Below are 20268 nucleotides of genomic sequence, written 5' to 3'. Positions count from 1 at the left end.
AGATCAGGTGCGGGCCTGTGACAGGCTAGAATACAACCGATGACGTGACCGCCCTTCTCGTTTGGCCTGATACAAGGCCAGATCGGCGGCATGCAGTATGTCAGCCGCCTTTACCGTCTCGAACTGCGTCGATAGCGCAGTTCCGATGCTTGCGGATATACGGCAGGGTTGTTGCTCGAACATCATCGGTTCGTTAAGACGTTTGATCAGACGATCGGCTATGGATGACAGAATTTCTTCCTGGGTCAGACCCTTGAAGATGATGACGAACTCATCACCCCCAACTCGCGCCACCATATCGTTCGACCGGGTTTCCTCGACCATGATCTGGGCGGCCTGCTGCAGCACATAATCCCCGGCTGCATGCCCCAAGCGATCATTGACGGATTTGAAGAAATCCAGATCCAAATGCATCAGTGCAAATGTCGCATTTGCCGCGCTGAGCTGCGCCAACATGTGATCCATCGCGCGGCGGTTTTTCAGGCCAGTCAATGTGTCGGTGTACGCCTGCTCTTCAGCGGCAAGCATCGCCCCCTGCAGCCGCAGGTTCAGCGAGCGTGACGCCTCCATCGCGGCAGATTTTGCCTCGACCAGATACAGCAGTTCGATCGCCAGATCGGTGCCCGAGAAATCGGCACTAGTCAGGGCATAATCCCGCACCGCATCCAGAATTGAAATCCCGAAAGACAGATTGATCACTGCCCCGCCGCCATCCGGCAATGGGGCGACCAGGCCCTTCAAAGCGGTGCGTGGCTCATCATGGAACTTCAGATGCAGCTTGGCACCGGCCATGGACATCAGCGCCGGAATGGTCGTGACGGTCCGTGGTCGGATCAACTGGAACACATCCAGAAAGCTTTTGCCGATCAGGGGCGTATCTGGTCGCAGCTTTTGCAATGTCGGTCCGACCTTCTGGATAAGACCTTTGTCATCCAGCAGCATGAACATCGGGCAAAGGGTCTCGAGCAGCTGTGCGAGATCCTGAGGCTTAGTCATTCGTTTCGCGCCCCCAAATCAAAGTGACGTCCTTCGGCAAAAGCAGTCTCGACCAACATGATGGATATGACCTCAGCTCTGTCCTGTTGACCATCCTCCGACAGCATCACCAAAGCGCCATAGTCATCCGCCATCGCCCGCAGTACCCCAACCATGACGCTGGCATAGCCCGGTAGACCGGGATGGCAGAGCAGTTGATATTCAGTCACCGAAAGCTCTCGTAATTCCAGCGCGGGCAGGGTCAGGTCTGAGACGGCCAAGCGGACGCGATCAGGCAGATCATCCAGCGAGTGTAGGAATTCGACATAGCTGACACCCCCAAACCGCAACAGGCGCCGCAGCCCTTCCATATTGGGATGCGAGACCAGATAGGTCCCGACATCTTCGAGTATTTCGGACTGCGGGCGGCCAAGTTCAGCGCTTAGCGCCTCCAGAACCCGGAACAGGACATCGTCTTCATAGGTCAACATGGCCTCGAACTCGACAAAGCCCAATCGCGCAGCCTCGGTCACACGCAGCCAGCACGATTGACCATAGGTCGCGCAAACAAAAGACTGGATCGCCCGATTTATCAGACCATGCATAAGATGCCCCATTTGGTTCCATCTCACTTTGGTCGGATAAATCTTAACAATTACCCAAAATCCACCGCTGTTTGCGGAGAATGCAACCGAGTATCAAAGCGATAGTTTTCAAGTCAGAAATCAGTCGGCGCCCCGCCTTCGGCCTTACGACGGGTAACAAAATCGGCCAGTTCGTCCCGGATGCCATCGTCCAAAGCCGGGGGTTCAAAGCTGGTAATGATCTCTTTGAACATGTGATGCGCACGCTCAGCCGTCCAGATACCTCCGGCAACCTCCCAGCCTTCGTAGTTTTTCCAATCGCTCAGGAAGGGTTGATAGAACGCCGTGGTATAGCGGTCCTGGGTGTGCTGAATACCGAAGAAGTGGCCATCATTTCCGACAGAACGAATGGCGTCCAGCGCAATTTCATCCGGGCCCGTGGCCACAAGTTGGGGGTCCATATAGCGTTGAATTTGCTGTAGAACCTCACAATCCATTATGAATTTTTCGGGGCTGGCGATTAGCCCCCCTTCTAGCCAACCTGCCGCGTGATAAACCATATTCGTACCCGACTGCACAGCTGCCCAGAGGGAATTCGACGTCTCCCAAACCGACTGCCCGTCCGGGACGTTGGCGGCACAAACACCCGAAGACCGCATCGGCAGATCGTAGTACCGGGCCATCTGCCCCGTCATCTGGGTTGAACGGATGTACTCTGGCGTACCAAAGGCAGGCGCACCTGTTTTCATGTCAACATTTGACGTGAATGTTCCAATGGCACAGGGCGTGCCCGGACGCACATATTGGAACAGCGCAATTGCGCACAGGGCTTCTGCCAGCGACTGAGCTACAGCGCCCGCCATTGTCACCGGCGCCATAGCACCAGCCAAGGTGAACGGCGTCACAACAATCGCCTGACCACGCCGTGCCAGACGCAAGCACCCGTCGATCATCGGATAGTCATGCTTCAGCGGTGAGGTCGAGTTGATGTTGGTGTACATCCGCGGAGTCGCCTCGAACTCCTCGTGGCTCAACCCACCCGCGATCCGCACCATCTCCATCACGTCTTCGACCCGCTCTTTGCCCAGCGAATAGGCGTGCATCGCCTTGTCTGTCAGCGTCAGCTTGTCATAGAGCACGTCCAGGTGTCGGACGCTGGCATGCAGATCGACCGGCTCAACCGGATACCCGCCGGCAAAGTGAATACAATTGAAATACTGGGTCAATTTCAGCAGGTTTCGGCACATCTCGCGATTGCCCGGAACCTTCTTGCCGATCTCCATATCCCAGTAGTTCGGAGGGGACGATACATTTCCAAACAGAAGGTTCTTGCCACCAATTTGAATCGTATGGTCCGGGTTTCTGGGCGTGATCGAGAACTGACTGGGGGCTTTGGCGATCATCTCCATGACGAAATCGCAGCCCATGCGCACATTGTCACCATCGATGGTACACCCGGCTTCACGCAGGATGCCGATGGCCTCATCATTGTAGAACTCGATCCCGATCTCTTCGAGGATGCGCATCGCGCCATCATGGATCGCTTCCACTCCCTCTGGACCCAAAGGTTCGGTCGGGCGGTCGATATTAACCGGCGGATTCCATGGCATCTGATCAATCACAGCACTACCACGACGAGCCGCTGCACCTGCGCGACCGCCGCCACGACGTCTGCGTGTATTGGTATCGGCCATAGTCCTCTCCTGCTTTGCTAGTTTCTAAGCAAGCCTTGAAGACCGCATCTCAGCCGTTCTATCTGCGACAGAAGTTGTCGGTTTTTAGTCCCGATGTGCCGAATTTCTAATTGGTGTTGTCAGTTTCTTTCCAACCAGGCCGGGATATGCCCGATATCCGGCAAGACGACATCCGCCATCGGGGCCAACGCCTCGGTCTTGGCAACCCCGGTAAGCACACCAATGGTGACCATACCAGCGGCGCGCCCGGCCTGTAAGTCATGCAGGCTGTCCCCCACCATCGCGATGCGCGACGGATCGATCCCGACATGCGTGGCAAAGGCCAACAACTGACCTGGCCCCGGCTTATAGCCATGGCCGCTGTCATAGCCCGCGATAAAGTCAAAATGATCCTGAATTCCGACCGACGTCAGATGCTGCATAGCTGGGTGTTCACTGTCATTTGTGGCCACCCCAAGTTTGAGCCCAGATTTTCGAAGGCCTTCTAGAAATGGTTTGAGCGGCACGGCTGGGGATTGCGTGGCAGCGGCGGCTTCGACATTCATAACGTCGATGAGCCCAGTCAACGTGAAGCCATCGACATGTGGCAGCATGAATTCCGCAATCTCTTCGACAGTTGAGGCAATCACGATGCTATCCTCAACATATCGATCCTGTGCAAGATCGTAGCCGATCACATCGCCCAGCGCAGCCGCCCGTGTTTCATCATTGTTTGTCAGGCGCATCACAAGGGATCGCCCAAACGCGCCCCAAGTGTTGGCGAAATCGAACAGAGTACCGTCTTTGTCGAAGACAATAGCGTCAATTGGCATCAGATGCTCCTGCAGGGATGGGATCAAGTCCAGTGGATTTCGCCACCCGAAAGCGCGGCGCGCGCCTGGGCTGGATGCTCATAGGGAATTGAATGCGAGTCACAAAACGCAACGATCCACGAATCATCCATGAGCAGAAAATCCAGCACTGACGTCAGAAAGGCCGGATCGCCCGCACTGGCGCGCAAATCCTCGGATGCAGCGCCGGTTGAGCCTAAAAAGACCGGCAAAAGCTCCTCATTTCCGACCAGCCAACCCAAGACGGTTAGGGCCAGAGTTTCGGCGGAATCGGCGGAAAGTGACATGAACAGGCCCTGAAAACGATCTTGGAAAGGGTTTGTTAACCAGACTCATAAACACTTTGTTGACGCATGCAATCAATGGGTGAGCAACAATGTCCGTGCAGGGAACCATCCTTGTCCTCGACGGGGTATCAACCAACCGCATCATGCTGAAGGTTCAGCTGACAGCGGCCTGGTACCATGTAGTACAAGGGGAACGGCTTAAAGGACTTGGGGCACTCTTGCGGCGGACGCGGCCTGATCTGGTGCTGACTGCGCATTCCCTGCCAGATGGGACGGCGGCAGATGTGAAGAAACTGATCCTGAGCGAACCCGACCTGGGCGATGTGCCGGTGATTGCCCTTGCCCCACAGAATGACAAAGCCGTCCGCCTGCGCGCGCTAGAGGACGGTCTTGATGACGTCATGACCCACCCGTTCAAGGACACGTTGCTGCTGGCCCGCGTTCGAAGCCTGTTGCGCGCGCGCGCGGACACCCAGGATCTGCGCGTCAATCACGGGACGCAAAGCATTGGCTTTGCAGAAGAAACGAGCGCCTTCCTCTCACCGTTCGAACCAGCGCGGGTTGACATTCTGTCCCTGTCCCCTCGGACCGGTGCCACTTGGTGTAAAGACCTTGCAGACAAGTCACCGCATTCCGTTGGCTGGCACACGCAATCAAGTTTGCAGACGCTTTTGTCCGCCCCCCCGTCTGACGCGATTATCATCGAACTGGATACCAGCCCATCGGGGTTGAACATCCTGGCTGATCTCAGGTCACGCGGTGCAACGCGTCATACGGTTCTGATCGGGGTTCTGACCGACAAGAACGCTGCCATGGCATCCGAGGCCTTGGATCGTGGAGCAGATGCCGTTTGCCTCGGAGGATATTGCGCGCAAGAGATCCAGTTGCGGCTGGCCAATCAACTGGCCCGTAAAACCCGTATCGACAAGATGCGCGCTTCATTGAAACGCGGCATCGCGGATTCGTGGATCGATCCTCTGACCGGCTTGCACAACCGCCGCTATGGGATGCACGCGATGGCGCAAATGGCGCGCCAATGTTCCAAATCCGGGCGCGGGTTTGTCGTGATGCTGGCCGATCTTGATCATTTCAAAACCATTAATGACCGTTTTGGCCATGCCAGCGGTGATTTGGTACTGACGCAGGCTGCCGAGCGTATGCAGCAGGTGCTGGGCGACGCAGGCTTTGTCGCCCGTATCGGCGGCGAGGAATTCATGATCGGCGCATCAAACATGTCGCGCGCCCGCGCGCTTAAGCTTGCCGAAGCCCTGTGCGACAGTATCTGCGACCGGCCCTTTCACCTGCCCGACCACAAGCACCCGGTCTCAGTCACGATCAGCATCGGCCTTAAACATGCGTTGCCGGCAGACCTATCCGGGGACACACAGCCCGAACCTGTGGACAGGCTTCTGAAATCGGCGGACAAAGCGCTGTATGCCGCAAAGAAGGCTGGGCGGAACCAGGTCCGGATCAGGCAAAGCGCGGCCTAGCCCCCCCTCTTTTTATCCTTCTGGCCACGCGCGACCACCTCTTGCAGGCGATCGGCGTATTTCTGACGTTCGGCATCCGTCATCGCAGCCACACGGGCCAGCCAGCGAGTTTTCAGCTCGTCCTGAATTTCAACCATCGAGCGGGTCTGTTGCTGCAGTAGAACCTCAACCGCAGCCGGGTCAAACGGAACAGCCCGCAAGGCTTGCGACATGGTGGCGAAATCCTCGGCCCGATCCTTGGCACCCTTCCTGTGCAGCACAGACAGTTCCCGCCACATGGCATTGCGCTCGCCTTTCGGCAATGCGCGATACAAGGCAGGCCCGAAGCCCGGCGGCGCCTTGGCGTGATCGCTTCCTTTCAGGCGCCAAGCAGTCCCTGCGGCCATTCCAATGACCAGCAGATTCAAGGCCAGCGAGATGACCAGAACAATCGGCATCCAACGCCGCTTCGGTTTGGTTTCCGCGCTCATTCCGCAGCCTCCAGAAAACTTGTGTCAAATCCCAGATCCGAAACCAGATAGGCCGCATCCTGCCCCCCAACAAAGCTGACCGTATCAGGCAGAAATGCAGGCGCTGAGAATCCGATCCAGACCCCGGCTGCACTTGCAGCGACCAAACCGCCCAAACCCTGCCAGCCTCCAAGCTGACCCGTGACGCGAGACCAGAAGCCTTGCGTCGGCCTCGATGATTTCGAAAGACGTTCCAGCCGAACCGCTTCGGCGTCCGTCTGTATCCGTACGACCAGATCATCCGGCAACGCATCCCGGCGTTGTCGGGCCTCGGCGAACAGGTGATCCAATTCCATATCCATATCAGCCATTCTTGTACCCCAGTTCATCCCGTCGTTCGGCCAGAAAGGCGGCCAGACTGCGTTTTCCCCGCGCGGTCAGACTTTCAACCGCTTCTACCGAAATCTCCATGATCCCGGCAATCTCGGGGTTGGACAATTCCTCGATATGGCGCAGCACGACTGCTTGCCGCTGTCGATCTGGCAACATATCCAAAGCTGCCTGCAAAGCATCCTTGCGCGCCGCGTCCTGCATTTGATCGACAACATCGACTTTGTCATCCTCTGGCTCCGGCACATCTGACAAAGGCTCGGGCCGTTTCTTGCGCCGAAGATCCGTGCACAGGTTCAGCGTCACCCGATAGAGCCAGGTCGAAACCTTGGCCTGGCCGGACACCCAATCGGGCGCCATCTGCCACAGGCGCATCATCGCATCCTGCGTGACATCCTCAGCCTCGGCCCGGTTTCCCAACACGCGAAATGCCACCGAATAGCAGCGCGGGCCCAGACGGTCGGTTAAAATCCGTGCCGCGCCCGCATCGCCATCAGCAAAGCGCCTTAGCAACGCATCGTCGCCAAGTTCGGTTGCGGCGGAGGTGCCACCGCAACCGGTCTGTGAGTGGGAGGTCAGATCCTCCATCCTGCATCAGCTATCGTCGGCGTCCGCCTTCTGGCGCTTTTTGTGTCGACCCATTTTGTCTTTTGCATCAGCAAATTCCTGTTCCGAGATGCCGCCGCTGTCATCGGCATCGATCCGGTCAAACATCTTGTCAGCCCGGCGCGGTTTCGGCAACTCATCATCGCTCAGAAAACCATCCCCGTTTGCGTCATGCTTTTCGAACATCTTGGTTACACGATCGCTGGATCTCTGCTGCGCTACGGCCTGCATTTCATCCACGCTCAGCTGACCATCGCCATCGGTATCAGCGGTTGCAAACCGTGCGTTGCGATGGGCCGTCATTTCATCTTTGGTGATCTGACCATCCCCATTCGCGTCCAGTTCTTGGAACGAAGCTGGCTGGCGATCTTTGGGACCCGCTGCCAAAACGGATGTGCCTGTGATTGCAACCGCGGCAAGAATGATCCCCGAAATAAATATTGAGTTCTTCATAGGTCTTTCCCCTTTTTGAAGCGGCCTCATCACCGCTGCTCATACCCATTCAAACGCACCCCGCGGGTATTTCCGTCGCTTGGATCGCATATTTTTTGCGCGGGCCCTAAAAATCACATCGGCGCAAAGCGACGCACCCCCCTTTTAACTCGCACCATTCGGGCGCAATATCTGCGAAAGGCGAACGCATGAGTATTGCTATGGACCAGACAATCGACAAATCGACTGAAACCGCAGATGAGCGCGAGACTTGGCCCGCGCTGGTCAAGGGATTTCGCTGCAAATGCCCCAAATGCGGTGAAGGCAAGCTGCTGCACAGCTATCTGAAGGTGAACGACCACTGCGCAAATTGCGGGCAGGAGCTGTTTCATCACCGCGCCGATGACGGCCCGGCCTATCTGACGATCCTTCTGGTTGGTCACCTGCTGGCACCTGTTCTGCATGTGTCGTATGTGCATTGGCGACCGGATCCCTGGACCATGGCGATCAGCCTCTCAATCGCTTGTGTGGCATTGTCTTTGTACCTGCTGCCCCGGCTGAAAGGAGCAGTCGTGGCCTATCAATGGGCCCGTCGTATGAACGGGTTTGAAAAGGCCTGATGACGCCTACCGCCGGAACCACCCACGCATGAGCATCGACAAGACCCCGATACGAGACGCCGCAACGGTCATCGTGTTGCGCGACAGGCTGTCTGATCCGTCGATCCTAATGGGGCAGCGCGGCAAGAATGCGGTGTTCATGCCGAACAAGTTCGTGTTTCCAGGTGGGGCGGTTGATCCGGCAGACGCCGATATTACGCTTGCAAATGCCTTGCCTGCCCTCTGCCATAATCGCCTGGCCGAGCATTCCGACCCCGGTTTGCAAACGGCGCTGGCCGCCGCAGCGATCCGCGAGCTGTGGGAGGAAACCGGGCTGATATTGGGTCAGCCCGGCAACTGGCAAGGCGACGTACCCGCAGACTGGTCCGGCTTTGCCCGCTCCGGTTTCCTGCCATCGGCCAATGCACTGCAGTTTGTGTTTCGCGCGGTCACCCCGCCGGGTCGACCACGCAGGTTCGATGCGCGGTTCTTCCTGGTGGATGCAGATCAGATTCAAGGAGATCTGGATGATTTCAGCCGCGCCTCGGATGAGCTGTCGCATCTGCAATGGGTCAAACTGAACCGCGCCCGCGATCTGGACCTGCCCTTCATCACCGAGGTCGTGCTGGCCGAAATCGAAACCCGTGTCGCTGACCCCAGCCCGCCCGCGTCGGTGCCATTCTACAGCAACAATGACGAGGCGAGCCTGTTTTTCCGCCTGAGGGGCGTTCCGATGCCGGATGTCGACTGACGCCCGGCTTACTTCATCCGGCTGATCACAACCGTCACTTCGGGCTTCTTGCCGATCTCGGTTTTTGCCGTCTGGCGCACGATCCGGCGCATCGCCTCTTCTAGCTTGTCGTCATCCCGCAGCGTTTTCGCTTCGGCCCGCATCAGGAACTGGTTCAAGTCTTCTTCCAGCACCTCGACCAGCGCCGCACGTGATGTTCCAATCTCGGGTAGACCCATCGTGTCGCACCAGGGCTCACCCAGCGGTTCATCCTCTTCATCCAGAATAACGGTCACTGTCACATGTCCGTTCAGCGCCATACGGATGCGGTCACGCACGATCCCATCCAACGCGCCTATCTTCACGGTACCGTCAAGATAAGTGCGTCCGGTTTCGACATAGTCCACTATTTTGGGCGCGTTGCCAGTCAGGTCCAGCATGGTGCCATTCACAGCAAGAACACCCGTCCGTCCGCCAGCTTCAGCCAGCTTGGCATGTTCACGCAGATGACGGTGTTCCCCATGCATCGGAACCACAAATTGTGGATCAACCAACGCATGCACTTTCTCAAGATCAGGCCGGTTTGCATGGCCCGAGACGTGGTAGAGCCCCGAGCTGTCATCCACCACATCGACGCCCTTTTCGCTGAGTTGGTTCATGATGAAAATCACGCCACGCTCGTTGCCGGGGATGGTCTTGGATGAAAACAGGAATAAATCACCCTCTTTCAACTCGATACCGCGATACTTGCCGCGTGCCAGCTGCGCACTGGCAGCGCGGCGTTCGCCCTGACTGCCGGTCACGATCAGCATCAGGTTCTGGCGTGGCAGGTCCACCGCCTCTTCAGCGCTGATCACTTTAGGAAAGTCCGACAGAATGCCGGTTTCCGTCGCCGCTTCAATCATCCGGCGCATGGCGCGGCCCAGCAGCACAACCGAGCGCCCGGCCCGCTGCCCGGCCTCAGCCAAGGTTTTCACCCGCGCCACGTTCGACGCGAAGGTGGTCGCCACAACCATGCTTTCGGCGCTTTCGACCAGCTTGGTGATCTCGGGCCCCACTTCGGATTCCGAACGCCCGGCATGGGTCGAGAACACATTCGTGCTGTCACAGACCAGCGCTTTGACGCCCGATTTGGCGACGTCGGCCCACAGGTCCGGATCAAACGCCTCACCCACCACCGGGTTCGCGTCGAGTTTGAAGTCGCCTGAATGCACAATCCGACCTGCGGGTGTGTCTATCACCAGTGCCGCGCTTTCAGGGATCGAGTGTGAAACAGGCAGAAAGCCAACCGTGAACGGGCCAGCCGAGACCTGTTCTGGCCAGGCCGAAGCCGTATGGACCGCGTCCTCTGGGTGGCCATGCTCTTCCATCTTGCGGCGCGCGATATTGGCCGTGAAGGCGCGCGCATAAACGGGTGCCCCCAGCGCCTCATAGCAATGAGCAACGGCGCCAACGTGATCCTCATGCGCATGGGTGACAAACACGGCCTCAAGCCGATCGGCACGTTCCCGCAGCCATGAGATATCGGCATGGATCAGATCCACCCCAGGCGTAGTGTCCATATCCGGGAAGGTCACACCCAGATCGACAAGGATGAGACGTTCGTTTCCCGGTTTGCCGTAGCCGTATACATAGGCGTTCATCCCAATTTCACCGGCCCCGCCCAGCGGCAGGTAGATCAGTCTTTCGCTGCTCATGTTGAGCCATTTTCCTTGTTATAGCGATGGATCACGGTCAGCCCGTGCATCGTCAGATCATCTTCGATTGCGTCGAACCCTACGTCGGCCTGGTCGAACAAGGGTGCAAGCCCTCCGGTTCCAACGACTTTCATCGGCATTCCGTATTCGGTCTTGATGCGGGCAATCAGCCCTTCGATCAGACCGGAATATCCCCAATACACGCCCGATTGGATACAGCCAACCGTATTCGTACCAATCACCTTGTCCGGGCGCGTGATGTCGATATGCGGTAGGGCCGCGGCGCCTTGGTGCAATGCTTCAAGGCTGAGGTTCACACCCGGTGCAATGATACCACCGACATAGGCGCCATCTGCGGCTACAACATCGAAATTGGTGGCCGTGCCGAAATCCACGACAACCACATTGCCGCCGTGGCGGTCAAACGCACCAACGGCGTTGGCCAAACGGTCCGGCCCCGGAACAGTGCCTTCGTCGATACGCGGAGGCACGGGCAGCAGGCAATCGGGTTTACCCACAACCAGCGGACGACAACCAAAGAACCGATCCGCAAAGATACGCAGGTTGAAGACAACACGCGGCACAGTCGACGCGATGATGACGTCACTGATCTCGGCCTCGATCCCATAGTGTTTCACCAGCGTCGAGTACCAGGTGAAATAGGCGTCAGCGGTGCGCGAATGATGGGTCGAGGTGCGCAGCGTACACAGGAACTTCTCGCCGTCCCAAATCGAGAACACAGTGTTCGTATTGCCGCAGTCGATGGCCAGAAGCATCTGAGCCCCCTTCAGAAAAACACATCCGCCGCGGGAATGCTGACGCGGCCTTTCGCGGTGTTTAGGACAAGGTTGCCCCCCGCGTCTACCGTTTCAAAGGTTCCCACTGTTTCGGACGTTGCGGTGCGAGCAGTGATGACCTCGCCCAACCGGGCTGCACGCGCCAGCCATGCGCTGCGGATGGGTTCGAACCCATAGGTCACGAATTGCGCCTCTAAGGTTGCAAAAGCGGCGGCGAGTTCGGTCAGGAAATCCTCGGGCGAGACCTGTGCCCCGGTCTCGGACAATAGCGAGACCGGGCGTACCGCGCCAGGCTCGACCATATCTGTGCCCGGAGCGTCCACAAGGTTTACGCCAATCCCGATCGACAGATGAGAGACACTGCGACCCTGCCCCGTGCTTTCCAGCAAAATACCCGCCAGTTTGCCACCATTCAGCAACACATCATTGGGCCATTTTAACGCCAGACCCGCCGCACGACCTGTCACCGCAACACAGGCATCAAACAGGGCCAACGCGGCCACAAAGCTCCGCAATGCGGCCTGCTCGGGATCACCACTGGGACGCATCAGCAGCGTCGCCGCCAGATTACCCTTTGGGTGCGTCCAGGCCCGGCCCCGCCGACCACGCGCGGCGGTCTGGTGATGTGCCATGATCCAAACGGATCCCCGCGCCTGCAGTGCCAAACGGGCAGCCTCGTTCAGGGTACTGTCGACCTCCTGCACAACATGCAGGCCGTATCCGTCTGGCCAATTGCTCATGACAGGAAAGGCCCGGTCTTGCGGAAGGGATCAGTTGACAAGCGTCGCCGCAGCGGCAGCCGCTGCGCCTTCAACCCCGAACTGGTAGAATACGCCCACCAGCATCAACGCGGCCGAGCCCATCAGGGCCACCCAAAGAACAGGCGTCGAACGCGTCTCGATCGGTTCTTCGTTTTCCGCCCCAAAATACATGTAGAACACGATCCGCAGATAATAGAACGCCCCGATGACCGAGGCGATGGCCGAGACGATGACCAGACCGGTCAGCCCCGCGCTGACACCCGCTTGCCAAACGCCAAACTTGGCGAAGAAACCCAGCATCGGCGGCACGCCAGCAAGGCTGAACATCAAGATCAGAACCGCCAGCGCCTTGCCCGGATCACGTTTGGAATACTGTCGCAGGGCATCAATATCCGTGACCGGCTTACCGTCCCGCTCCATCATCAGGATAAAGGCAAAGGTACCGATATTCATCGTCACGTAGATGGCCAGATACATAAGCATGGCTTTGATACCCAGCTCGGTCCCTGCGGCCAGACCGATCAACGCGTAACCCATATGAGCGATCGACGAAAAAGCCATCAGGCGTTTGATGTCGCGCTGACCTATGGCCGCGACTGCACCCAACAGCATTGACAGAACCGACAGCAGCACGATCACCTGCTGCCAGTCTTTTACAATGCCACCAAAGGCGTCATGCAACAGCCGCGCAAACAGCGCCATGGCGGCCACTTTGGGTGCGGTCGCGAAGAATGCGGTGATCGGGGTCGGAGAGCCCTCGTACACATCTGGGGTCCACATATGGAACGGCACGGCAGAGACTTTGAAGGCCAGCCCCGAGATCAGGAAGATCAGACCGAACAGCAAACCGATTGAGACCTCTCCGGCCTGCACGGTTCCGATGATACCCGAGAACAGGGTTGTTCCGGTGAAGCCATAAACCAGCGAGGCCCCATACAGCAGCAGGCCTGAACTGAGCGCGCCCAGGACGAAGTATTTCAAGCCCGCCTCTGTTGATTTTGCACTGTCGCGGCGCAGTGCAGCTACGACGTAGAGCGCGAGAGACTGCAGCTCCAACCCCATATAGAGCGACATCAGATCGCCCGCGCTGACCATCATCATCATGCCAACAGCCGCCAATGCGACCAATAGCGGGTATTCGAACCGCAACAGGTCTCGGCGCGCCATGTAGTCCTGGCTCATGACCAGAACGGCGGCGGCAGAAAGTAAAATCGCGACCTTGGCAAACCGCGAAAAGCCATCGTCGATGAACATGCCGTTGAAGGCGACATTCATGCCGTCACCATTGGTGGCGATCCAGAAGGACAACAGCGCCATCAGGCCCGCCGTTGTCCAGACCAGCACCGGGGCCAGCCCGTCTTTCGTCGTGTAGACGGCTCCGATCAGAGCCACCATCGCATACACGGCCAGAACGATCTCTGGCAGGATTATTGTCAGATCAGCTTGGATCATGTCTCCAAAGCTCCCTTAATGCGAGGCGGCTGTCTGGGTCGCGGCCTCTGCCGCGGCCAGAGCCGTGTCATAGTTCGAGATCAGCGCGGCGGTGGATTGCCCGATCACATCGGTTACCAGAGATGGGTAGACGCCCAATAGGATGGTCATAATGATCAGCGGAGCAAAGATCAGTCGCTCGCGTGAGCTCATGTCCGTCATCGCCTTCAGGCTTTCCTTGATCAGGTCGCCAAACACAACCCGGCGGTACAACCACAGCGCATAACCGGCTGAAAAGATCACGCCGGTCGCCGCCACTGCGGTCACCCAGGTGTTGACTTGGAAGGCTCCCATCAGGGTCAGAAATTCGCCGATGAAGCCCGATGTACCCGGCAAACCGACATTGGCCATAGTGAACAGCATGAAGACCAACGCATATGCGGGCATACGGATCACCAAGCCCCCGTAGGCCTCGATATCACGGGTGTGCATACGATCGTAGATCACGCCGACACACAGGAACAGAGCCGCCGAGATGAACCCGTGGCTGAGCATCTGGAAGATCGCGCCATCTATGCCTTGCTGGTTCGCCGCAAAGATGCCCATGGTGACAAAGCCCATATGCGCGACCGAGGAATAGGCGATCAGCTTCTTCATATCCTCCTGCACCAACGCCACCAGCGAGGTGTAGACGACAGCGATGGCTGACATCCACAGCACCAGATCGGTCATCACTGCTGAGCCCACCGGGAACATCGGCAGGCTGAAGCGCAGGAAGCCGTAGCCACCCATCTTCAGCAGGATCGCCGCAAGTACCACCGAACCAGCGGTCGGGGCTTGAACGTGTGCATCCGGCAGCCAGGTGTGCACCGGCCACATCGGCATTTTCACAGCGAACGAGGCGAAGAACGCCAAGAACATCAGCGTCTGCATACCGCCGATGATATAGATACCCAGTACGCTGAACCCCTCGGACGAGAACTGGTGGGTCATCAGCGCCTCGATATCCGTGGTGCCCGCGTCTGCGTACATGGCAACCATCGCCACCAGCATCAGCACAGAGCCGAGGAAGGTGTAAAGGAAGAACTTGAAGCTGGCGTAAATGCGGTTCGCTCCGCCCCAGATGCCGATGATCAGGAACATCGGGATCAGACCGGCCTCGAAGAACAGGTAGAACAGCACCAGGTCCAGCGCCATGAACACGCCCAGCATGAGCGTTTCCAGCAAAAGGAAGGCCACCATGTATTCCTTGACGCGATCGGTCACGTTCCAGCTGGCCAGAATGGTTAGCGGCATGATGAATGTGGTCAGAAGGACAAACAGAACGCTGATGCCATCCACGCCCATCTTGTATTTCAGACCCATAAGCCACTCACCCTCTTCCACCATCTGGAAGCCGGTATTCGAGGGGTCAAAGCCCGTGTAGATGCCGATGGACACAAGGAAGGTCACAGTCGTCGCCAGAAGCGCAATCCACTTGGCATTCCGCTGTGCCGCCGCATCATCGCCATGCAGAAACAGCGCCAGAATGCCTGCTGCAATCGCCGGGATGAAGGTAACGATGGAAAGGATATTGTCCATTACTGCGCCCCTCCGCCGATCGACATCCAGGTCACAAGGGCCGCGATGCCCAGCACCATCCAGAAGGCATAGGTAAAGATGTACCCGGTCTGCGCCTTGCCTGCGAGGCGGGTGAAGAAGGGAACAACGCCCATTGCTATTCCGTTCAGGAAGCCATCGATTGTGTTGCCGTCGCCGCGTTTCCACAGGAACCGGCCAATCGCAACGGTGGGTTTGACGAAGATCGCGTCGTAGATCTCGTCAAAGTACCATTTGTTCAGCAAGAACAAGTAAAGTGGACGCTGGTTCGCCGCCAACCGCGCGGGAAGCGAGGTGTTCACGATGTAGAACCAATAGGCCACGATGAACCCAAGCAACATCGCCACGAATGGCGAGACCTTGACCCATTTCGGGGCCGCATGTGCATCATCCAGCACATGGTTGTCCGGTGCTATATACAGCGCGCCCTCACCCGGTTGACCGGCAAAGACATAGTGATGGTCGCCATCATGAGCGTCTTTCTCTCCATGCGCGGGTTTTTCTGCGTGTCCATCATCTGCATGGGCGGTATCGGCATGGGCTTCGTCGCCATGCCCTTCCTCACCGTGATGAGCTTCTGCTGTGCCATCGGCCACATGCTCTGCATGGGTGGCGGCATCGTGCCCATCCGCATGCACCTCAGCCACCGGAATGCCGTAGAACTTGCCGACCTTATCTGCGTGACCAAAGAAGCTGCTGTACCACACCATCCCCGAGAACACCGCGCCCAGCGATAGAACGCCCAGCGGCACCAGCATGGTCATCGGGCTTTCATGCGCATGATCGTGGGTATGCTTGTCCCCGCGCGGCTCGCCATAGAATGTCAGGAAGATCAGCCGCCAGCTATAGAACGACGTGAACATCGCCGCGATCACCAGCATCCAGAAGGCATAGCCCGTTCCGCCTGCAAAGGCGCTTTCGATGATGGCATCCTTGGACAGGAAGCCAGCAAACCCAAAGGTGGTCAGCGGGATACCAACGCCGGTAATGGCCAGCGTTCCGATCATCATCGCCCAGAATGTGTAGGGGATCTTCTTCCGCAGACCACCGTATTCAGTCATTTCCTGCTCGTGATGCATCGCATTGATCACCGAGCCTGCGCCCAGGAACAACAGCGCCTTGAAGAATGCGTGCGTCAGCAGGTGGAACATCGCCGCCGAGTACATACCGACGCCGGCCGCCACGAACATGTATCCAAGCTGAGAACAGGTCGAATAGGCGATGACGCGTTTGATGTCGGTCTGTACAAGCCCCACAGTTGCCGCGAAGAACGCAGTCGAAGCGCCGAGGAAGGTGATGAACCCGGTCGCACCCGGCGCGAACTCCATCAGCGGCGACATACGGCAGACCAGGAATACACCTGCAGTCACCATGGTCGCAGCGTGGATCAGCGCCGACACAGGTGTCGGGCCTTCCATCGCATCGGGCAACCATGTGTGCAGGATCAACTGCGCCGACTTACCCATCGCGCCGATGAACAGCAGTACGCAGATCACTTCGATGGCAGTCCACTCACCCCAAAGGAAGTGCAGCTTTTCTTCTGCCAGCGCTGGAGCCGACGCGAAGATGTCGGAAAAGTTGATGCTGTCCGTCAGGAAGAACAGCGCGAAGATGCCAAGTGCAAAGCCAAAGTCACCCACTCGGTTGACGATAAACGCTTTCATCGCTGCCGCGTTGGCCGAAGGTTTGCGATAGTAGAACCCGATCAGCAGATAAGACGCCACGCCCACGCCTTCCCAGCCAAAGAACATCTGAACCAGGTTGTCCGCCGTCACCAGCATCAGCATCGCGAAGGTGAAGAAAGACAAATAGGCAAAGAAGCGCGGCTTATAGCTCTCACCCTCGCGCCATTGCGGGTCGTGATCCATGTAGCCGAAAGAATAGAGGTGAACCAGCGCCGAGACGGTCGTCACCACAATCAGCATGATAGCCGTCAGCCTGTCCAGGCGAATGGCCCAGCTTGTTGACAGCGAGCCGCTCTCGATCCAGCGCATGATCTCGATTTGCTGGGTTTGCCCGTCGAAGGACAGGAACACGATCCACGACAGCAGACAGGCCAGAAACAGCAGGCCGGTGGCGGTCCACATGGCCGCTTTCTCGCCGATAAAGCGCCAGCCAAACCCGCAGAGCAGCGCGCCCACCAGCGGGGCAAAGAGGATGGTGGTTTCCATAGTTCTCTTAGCCCTTCATCATATTGACATCTTCAACCGCGATGGTGCCACGGTTGCGGAAGAAACAGACCAGAATGGCCAGACCAATCGCCGCCTCAGCCGCCGCAACGGTCAGCACAAACAGCGTGAACACCTGCCCGACCAGATCGCCCAGGAAACTGGAAAACGCCACAAGGTTGATATTCACCGCCAGCAGCATCAGCTCGATGCTCATCAGCAGGATGATGACGTTCTTACGGTTCAGGAAGAGACCGAAGATGCCGATGACGAACAGCGTCGCCGCGACCGTAAGATAGTGTTCAAGTCCGATCATAGACCTGCTCCTCGGGACTCTGGGTAGTAGATTTTGCAGCCGTTAAATGGGTCATAGCGGTTGCGGCGCTTCATGTTTGCGACTCTTTGCTCAACATTAAGAGAAACTTTGTAGTCGTTTTCGTAAGCAAACGATACGAGTTCAGCTGCAGAAGTAATTTTCCGCAAGTCGATAGCTCCAATGGGAACTTGTATCAAATCCACGAGTTCGTCACGCCATCCGTAAGGCTGGTCTAGATTTTCTGCTCCTAAGATCGACACGACTTCTGCCCGATGGCAGTCGGCAAACAAAATACTCTCAAAAACGCCACCGCACGTGGTCGTGAGGGTGACTCGTTGGGCAACTAGTTTACCGCCCAGATCAACGATCTTTCCACCGAACGACTTATGATACTTATAGTCTTCAGCGTGCTGAAAGCTCCCATCCGGTGCTACCGAGATTGGTTGATCTCTCCATGTGGGGTCTTCCTCAAGACTACAAGCAAAGGCGCTACCGGCAAACAGAACAAAAGCAAATGCTAAGAATATTCCACGCATCACAACCCCTGCCCCGGTTTCACGTCCTTCAACTCCATCGCCTTGGCCGGGTCGCGCATCATCTGGCCGATGATGTCCTGACGCTTGATGTCCTGACGGTGGCGCAGCGTCAGCACGATTGCGCCGATCATGGCCACCAGCAGGATCAGGCCCGCCAATTGGAACAGAAGGAAGTATTGATCATAAAGGATGACACCCAGCGCCTCGGTATTGTGGCGGTCTGCCGGAACCGGCTGGGCCAGATTGGCCTCGACACCTTGTGCGCTATCCCAAGCGCCGAAAGCCATGACGAACTGCATCAGGATCACCAGACCGATCAGCAGGGCCAGCGGCATATAGCGCGCCATCTCGGCCTTGAGCTCGGCAAAATCCACGTCCAGCATCATCACGACGAACAAGAACAGCACCGCGACCGCGCCAACATAAACGATGATCAGCAGCATCGCCACGAACTCGGCCCCCAGCAGCACGAACAGCCCTGCCGAAGACAGGAAGGACAGGATCAGCCACAGCACAGAATGCACCGGTTGACGGCTGATCACCGTAAACAGCCCGCCGGTGATGGCGCTGATGGCAAACAGGTAGAAGGCAAAGACGGTCATTGATCCTCATCCTCGTTGTCGCCCAGGACCTCTTGCGCTAGATCCAGCGCGCGGGTCATGGCCGGGATGCCGGCGAAGACCGACATCTGACCGATCGTTTCCACGATCTCTTGTTTCTTGGCACCCGCTTCCAGCGCGTGGCGCACGGTCTGACGCACCGCTGGGTCCGCCTGCGCGCCCTGACAGGTCAGCCCGGCCAGCGTCAGCAGCAGGCGGGTTTTGGCATCCAGCCCGTCTTTGTTGACGGTATTGCCGAACATCATCTCCATGACTTCTTTCGGCATGGTCGGCCACAGCGCCTCGAACCCTTTGGGCGAGAAACTTTCCATCGCCGGGTTCATCGCCTTGGCCATGTCCTGAGCCTGCTTCATCATCAGCTCGAACGGATTTGTCGGGCTGTCATTCATCCGTCGCCTCTTCCGCTTCAAACACCTCGATCGCTGCGTTCATTGCATTAATCATCGCCGGAAACCCTCCATAGAGGGTCATCTGAAAGATGATCTCACTGATCTCCTCGCGTGACGCACCCACAGCGCGCGCGCTTGCGATATTGACCTTGAGTTGCGGCCGGGTCTGCCCGCCAAGTGCAGTCAACGCTGCGACGGTCGCCAGCAATCGGGTCTTTTCGTCTACAACCCCGCGATCATAGAACTGCCCATAGGCCACATCCACAACCGTACGTGAAAGGCCCGGCACGAGTTCATCATATCGGGCGCGCAGAGCATCCTCCATGCCTGGGTTGACCTGTTCGGACAACGCCTTTCCGCGCGCGTAAGTGCTGGTCTTTGGATCAGTCGAAGTCATCGATACGGTGCGTCCATTTCCAGATTGCGGGCAATCTCGGCTTCCCAGCGTTCGCCGTTATCCAGCAGTTTTTCCTTGTCGTAGAACAGCTCTTCGCGGGTTTCAGTAGCGAATTCGAAGTTCGGGCCTTCGACGATGGCATCGACCGGGCAAGCCTCTTGGCAGAAACCGCAATAGATGCACTTGGTCATGTCGATGTCATAGCGCGTGGTGCGGCGGCTGCCGTCTTCGCGCGGTTCAGCGTCGATGGTGATGGCCTGCGCCGGGCAAATCGCCTCACACAGTTTGCAGGCGATGCAGCGTTCTTCCCCATTCGGATAGCGGCGCAGGGCATGTTCACCCCGGAAGCGTGGGGACAGGGGGCCTTTTTCGTGTGGATAGTTCACGGTGGCCTTGGGGGCAAAGAAGTACTTCATGCCCAGTTTGAAGCCGACCCAGAAGTCCTGCAGAAGAAAGTACTTGGCAGCGCGAGTGTAGTCGATTTGGGTCAT

At 57.7% G+C, this 20268-nt stretch carries 24 protein-coding genes; 3 read left to right on the top strand and 21 right to left on the bottom strand.

The window, feature by feature from the left end; translation table 11 throughout:
• Positions 1-3: 3 nt before the first annotated feature.
• The 5 genes from ACR0DH_RS05815 to ACR0DH_RS05795 form a co-directional block, all read right to left on the bottom strand.
• Positions 4-996: a GGDEF domain-containing protein gene (locus ACR0DH_RS05815; protein ID WP_170532363.1), complete on the bottom strand. Its 993-nt coding sequence runs from the start codon at positions 994-996 to the stop codon at positions 4-6.
• Entirely contained in the window at positions 993-1580 is a 588-nt protein-coding gene (locus ACR0DH_RS05810; protein WP_480547787.1) for a heme NO-binding domain-containing protein, read from the bottom strand. Before ACR0DH_RS05810 ends, ACR0DH_RS05815 begins: the two co-directional genes overlap by 4 nt.
• A gap of 113 nt (positions 1581-1693) precedes the next feature.
• Positions 1694-3253: a trimethylamine methyltransferase family protein gene (locus tag ACR0DH_RS05805; protein ID WP_480540868.1), complete on the bottom strand. Its 1560-nt coding sequence runs from the start codon at positions 3251-3253 to the stop codon at positions 1694-1696.
• A gap of 119 nt (positions 3254-3372) precedes the next feature.
• Positions 3373-4065, bottom strand: a complete 693-nt coding sequence (locus tag ACR0DH_RS05800) for an HAD family hydrolase (protein WP_480540866.1) — start codon at positions 4063-4065, stop codon at positions 3373-3375.
• 23 nt (positions 4066-4088) lie between these two features.
• Complete coding sequence (locus ACR0DH_RS05795) at positions 4089-4370, bottom strand: DUF3572 domain-containing protein (RefSeq protein ID WP_480547786.1); 282 nt, start codon at positions 4368-4370, stop codon at positions 4089-4091.
• Positions 4371-4459: 89 nt separating this feature from the next.
• Here ACR0DH_RS05795 and ACR0DH_RS05790 point away from each other — a divergent pair, with 89 nt between their 5' ends.
• Positions 4460-5860 carry a diguanylate cyclase gene (locus ACR0DH_RS05790; protein WP_480547785.1) on the top strand — a complete coding sequence of 467 codons (1401 nt, stop codon included), beginning with the start codon at positions 4460-4462 and terminating at the stop codon, positions 5858-5860.
• On the opposite strand, the gene ACR0DH_RS05785 is transcribed toward ACR0DH_RS05790, so the two are convergent.
• From ACR0DH_RS05785 to ACR0DH_RS05770, 4 genes are read right to left on the bottom strand one after another with little or no spacing between them, the layout of a single operon-like run.
• On the bottom strand, positions 5857-6330 hold the full coding sequence (locus ACR0DH_RS05785) for a periplasmic heavy metal sensor (RefSeq protein ID WP_480547784.1): 474 nt from the start codon (positions 6328-6330) through the stop codon (positions 5857-5859). The genes ACR0DH_RS05790 and ACR0DH_RS05785 overlap by 4 nt on opposite strands.
• Complete coding sequence (locus tag ACR0DH_RS05780; RefSeq protein WP_480498833.1) at positions 6327-6680, bottom strand: hypothetical protein; 354 nt, start codon at positions 6678-6680, stop codon at positions 6327-6329. Before ACR0DH_RS05780 ends, ACR0DH_RS05785 begins: the two co-directional genes overlap by 4 nt.
• On the bottom strand, positions 6673-7287 hold the full coding sequence (locus ACR0DH_RS05775) for an RNA polymerase sigma factor (RefSeq protein WP_480547783.1): 615 nt from the start codon (positions 7285-7287) through the stop codon (positions 6673-6675). The genes ACR0DH_RS05780 and ACR0DH_RS05775 overlap by 8 nt, the downstream gene beginning before the upstream one ends.
• A 6-nt stretch (positions 7288-7293) precedes the next feature.
• Complete coding sequence (locus ACR0DH_RS05770) at positions 7294-7758, bottom strand: EF-hand domain-containing protein (protein ID WP_480547782.1); 465 nt, start codon at positions 7756-7758, stop codon at positions 7294-7296.
• 200 nt (positions 7759-7958) lie between these two features.
• Here ACR0DH_RS05770 and ACR0DH_RS05765 point away from each other — a divergent pair, with 200 nt between their 5' ends.
• Both ACR0DH_RS05765 and ACR0DH_RS05760 read left to right on the top strand, forming a co-directional pair.
• Positions 7959-8357, top strand: coding sequence for a DUF983 domain-containing protein (locus ACR0DH_RS05765; RefSeq protein WP_480498836.1), 399 nt, complete (start codon positions 7959-7961; stop codon positions 8355-8357).
• Positions 8358-8385: 28 nt separating this feature from the next.
• Positions 8386-9087: an NUDIX hydrolase gene (locus tag ACR0DH_RS05760; protein ID WP_480547781.1), complete on the top strand. Its 702-nt coding sequence runs from the start codon at positions 8386-8388 to the stop codon at positions 9085-9087.
• Between the two features lie 8 nt (positions 9088-9095).
• Here the strand turns inward: ACR0DH_RS05760 and ACR0DH_RS05755 are convergent, their stop codons facing one another.
• Genes ACR0DH_RS05755 through nuoI form a run of 12 tightly spaced genes read right to left on the bottom strand, consistent with a single transcriptional unit; the run spans position 9096 to position 20268 of the window.
• Positions 9096-10763, bottom strand: coding sequence for a ribonuclease J (locus ACR0DH_RS05755; RefSeq protein ID WP_480547780.1), 1668 nt, complete (start codon positions 10761-10763; stop codon positions 9096-9098).
• Positions 10760-11539: a type III pantothenate kinase gene (locus ACR0DH_RS05750; protein ID WP_480547779.1), complete on the bottom strand. Its 780-nt coding sequence runs from the start codon at positions 11537-11539 to the stop codon at positions 10760-10762. Before ACR0DH_RS05750 ends, ACR0DH_RS05755 begins: the two co-directional genes overlap by 4 nt.
• Positions 11540-11550: 11 nt before the next feature.
• Positions 11551-12300, bottom strand: coding sequence for a biotin--[acetyl-CoA-carboxylase] ligase (locus ACR0DH_RS05745; RefSeq protein WP_480547778.1), 750 nt, complete (start codon positions 12298-12300; stop codon positions 11551-11553).
• 30 nt (positions 12301-12330) lie between these two features.
• Positions 12331-13773, bottom strand: coding sequence for an NADH-quinone oxidoreductase subunit NuoN (nuoN, locus tag ACR0DH_RS05740; protein WP_480547777.1), 1443 nt, complete (start codon positions 13771-13773; stop codon positions 12331-12333).
• Between the two features lie 15 nt (positions 13774-13788).
• Positions 13789-15333 carry an NADH-quinone oxidoreductase subunit M gene (locus ACR0DH_RS05735; protein WP_480547776.1) on the bottom strand — a complete coding sequence of 515 codons (1545 nt, stop codon included), beginning with the start codon at positions 15331-15333 and terminating at the stop codon, positions 13789-13791.
• Positions 15333-17522, bottom strand: a complete 2190-nt coding sequence (gene nuoL / locus ACR0DH_RS05730) for an NADH-quinone oxidoreductase subunit L (RefSeq protein ID WP_480547775.1) — start codon at positions 17520-17522, stop codon at positions 15333-15335. Before nuoL ends, ACR0DH_RS05735 begins: the two co-directional genes overlap by 1 nt.
• A 7-nt stretch (positions 17523-17529) precedes the next feature.
• Positions 17530-17835, bottom strand: a complete 306-nt coding sequence (nuoK, locus tag ACR0DH_RS05725) for an NADH-quinone oxidoreductase subunit NuoK (RefSeq protein WP_005984024.1) — start codon at positions 17833-17835, stop codon at positions 17530-17532.
• Positions 17832-18371, bottom strand: a complete 540-nt coding sequence (locus ACR0DH_RS05720; protein WP_480547774.1) for a hypothetical protein — start codon at positions 18369-18371, stop codon at positions 17832-17834. The genes nuoK and ACR0DH_RS05720 overlap by 4 nt, the downstream gene beginning before the upstream one ends.
• A complete protein-coding gene (locus ACR0DH_RS05715; RefSeq protein ID WP_480547773.1) occupies positions 18371-18973 on the bottom strand; it encodes an NADH-quinone oxidoreductase subunit J in 603 nt (200 codons plus the stop codon). The genes ACR0DH_RS05720 and ACR0DH_RS05715 overlap by 1 nt, the downstream gene beginning before the upstream one ends.
• Positions 18970-19380, bottom strand: coding sequence for a carboxymuconolactone decarboxylase family protein (locus tag ACR0DH_RS05710; RefSeq protein ID WP_480547772.1), 411 nt, complete (start codon positions 19378-19380; stop codon positions 18970-18972). The genes ACR0DH_RS05715 and ACR0DH_RS05710 overlap by 4 nt, the downstream gene beginning before the upstream one ends.
• Positions 19373-19777: a carboxymuconolactone decarboxylase family protein gene (locus tag ACR0DH_RS05705; RefSeq protein WP_480547771.1), complete on the bottom strand. Its 405-nt coding sequence runs from the start codon at positions 19775-19777 to the stop codon at positions 19373-19375. The genes ACR0DH_RS05710 and ACR0DH_RS05705 overlap by 8 nt, the downstream gene beginning before the upstream one ends.
• The gene (nuoI, locus tag ACR0DH_RS05700; protein ID WP_353008116.1) at positions 19774-20268 is read right to left on the bottom strand and encodes an NADH-quinone oxidoreductase subunit NuoI; all 495 of its coding nucleotides are present in this window, start codon (positions 20266-20268) and stop codon (positions 19774-19776) included. The genes ACR0DH_RS05705 and nuoI overlap by 4 nt, the downstream gene beginning before the upstream one ends.

It is taken from the genome of Ruegeria sp. I1 (genome assembly GCF_056532675.1).
Note: the sequence above shows the minus strand (reverse complement) of the source record. Positions and strands in the feature narration are given on the sequence as shown.